This window comes from Burkholderia sp. Bp8986 (assembly GCF_003854225.1).
Lineage (GTDB): Bacteria > Pseudomonadota > Gammaproteobacteria > Burkholderiales > Burkholderiaceae > Burkholderia.
On the sequence record NZ_QTQM01000126.1, the window covers coordinates 1 to 2,328 of the forward strand.

A 2,328-nucleotide genomic window follows, 5' to 3' on the forward strand; every position below is an offset into this window, starting at 1 on the left:
TTGCTTGGCTTCGAAACCGCTACGCCGTCGGCAGCGTGAACTCGTTTGCCGAGCAAAACGAATTGTTCAGGGCCGACTACTGATCGGAAATATGCGTATAGAACATCCGCCCCGGCTCGGTGCCGTCCTTCGGGTTGATGTGTCCGGTAGTCTCGGCGCGGCCGCCGGCACGAAAGCGCTGCCCGTCCGAAGACGATGAGGTGCCATCGCCCCAATGCGTGGCGAACGGGTGAACGTACTGCGCGTTGAGCAGCTCGGCAAGCGCTTGCGAGTATGTCTCGTCGCGGATATGCCACTCCTGTAGCCACGACAACTTCGCATAGTCGTGCCTGGACACGCCTCGGCCATCTTCGTGGGGCCAAGATCGGGCGCGTCGGCAAGGATCGTCGTAAGCAGCAACATCTGGTCCTTCGAGGTTTCGCCGGTCTTCAGATGCGCGAAGTGGCAAGTGAAGCCTGTCCACGCGTCGACCTCCATCAGCAATTCGGTGATTTTCACGCGCGGCAGCATGAGGGATCGTTCATTGATCGCTTGCGCTTGATCACCGGCACTTCACGAACCTCGGTGTCTTAACCAGGTACTTGCGAGATGCGTTCGATGGTGACTGATGTAACGCATGTTCCCGGTGAAGTGCCGTAACAACAGTCGAACGTAACGTTACGTATGCCTTCAAAGCGTAATAAATATTACGTTTTTCGCTGTATTTCGTAAGAAAACGGGCTTCGAGATGGTATCAGACGGCATTTGTCGCTGTTGGGTGGGGGTGGCATGCTTTCCGCTTTGTAAACAATTGTGGGCGGCATTACAAATCTGATAGCAGGGGCGGGAATACGCGAAACACGCGCAGCGTACTCCGGACAGGAAATGGGGCTGCGTCTGTGATTTTACCGAAAAGACGTGGAGGGATAGAGGCAAGAGGCGTCGATTGGCCACCTGCAACATTCGAGGGGCACGTAATGATATGGATGAGGAGTCCGCACTTTCACGTATTTTCGGCTGCGAGTCGCAGCTCGAGCGACTGTCTGTGTACAGGGGTACATTAATCCAACCTTGGTTGGGTTCCACGGATGCGTTCCGACTGTCCCTTAGAGCGCTGTGGGGTTTCACACAAATGCCGCGACACAGGGCAATACCCGACTCGTTCGATCCTATCGGCATAGTCCGATGTTGCGAGCAATCACTCTAAAGGCAGCTCGACAGTCTTTCGCAATTTCCATCTCATTTTTTGGGAAATATAAACACCTGTGTCAACTTCGATCGGCGTCGGAGGTGGCGCAATTAAATCACATCTGCATTCGAATTGCTGAGGGAGAGAAGTATTCGAAATATTATCACTTTGACTCGGAGATGTGATGGATGAGATGGCGTGGTCATATTCGAATGGCATCAATCGATATTCTTGCGCTGAGGCGAGTGCGAAGGGTGCGCCGGCTGTATTTTCGCGGCCACTGAAAATAATTATCGCGGATGAACATATAATCGTGCGCGAGTGCCTAAGGGAGGTGCTGCAGCGTCATATTTCTATCGATATAGTTGCAGACACAGGGGATGGACGAATTGCTTTAGAAATGTGTAGAAAAATTTTGCCAGATATCGTTATAATGGATCTGATTCTGCAGTCATTGGATGGTTTGGAGGTTATTGCCCATATAAAACGTAGGTGGACGGGAATACGAGTATTGGTCTTGTCAGGTCTAGTTTCGGAGGCGCGAGCAGCTACAGCTCTCAATGCGGGCGCGAGTGGATATGTGCTCAAGCACAGTAATTTCGGCGCGATTCTGGAGGCGTTGAACGCAATACAACAAAACCGTAATTATATTGATGGACATCTCAATATGTCCGAAGTTCTCGCTTTGTGTCAGAACGCCGCAAGGGGGCATCGTGAAGATGCTAGGGGGCGGCTGACGTCGAGAGAGCGGCAGATTTTGAAATTGATTGCTGAAGGCGAAAAAAATAGGGAAATAGCTGATAAACTTGCGATTAGTTTCAAGACTGTTGAGTCGCACAGAATGAATATGATGCAGAAACTTGAGGCGCATAATGCGGCGGATCTGTCAAAATGGGCGAGGCGCCTTGGTTTGATTGATGAATGATTGGTGTTTCATTTCGGGACTTGCGCGGGAGATTTTAAGCGTGCTTGATCAATTCTGAGGTGGCTTGACACTTTTCGTCGAGACGAAGAGTTGCCGATTGGAACAAGGGGGCGGGCGGACGCAGCGGGACTACAGCCTGGCTTTTAAAGCTGTCGGTGGGGGGTGCCCCTATGTGTTTCGTCAAGCGTTAGGGGCTGACTTGGGTTGGTAAATGGTGCCGTCACGCAGCATGGCG

The 2,328-nt window shown here is 51.9% G+C and carries 1 protein-coding gene and 1 pseudogene; one reads left to right on the top strand and one right to left on the bottom strand.

Features of this window, described 5'->3' with window-relative positions; all coding sequences use genetic code 11:
• Positions 1–79 precede the first annotated feature (79 nt).
• Positions 80–543, bottom strand: a pseudogene (locus DID99_RS36365) (Tn3 family transposase); the annotation flags it as partial.
• A gap of 809 nt (positions 544–1,352) precedes the next feature.
• On the opposite strand from DID99_RS36365, the gene DID99_RS36370 reads away from it, so the two are divergent.
• Positions 1,353–2,093 carry a response regulator gene (locus tag DID99_RS36370; protein WP_124668706.1) on the top strand — a complete coding sequence of 247 codons (741 nt, stop codon included), beginning with the start codon at positions 1,353–1,355 and terminating at the stop codon, positions 2,091–2,093.
• The last annotated feature ends 235 nt before the right edge of the window (positions 2,094–2,328 follow it).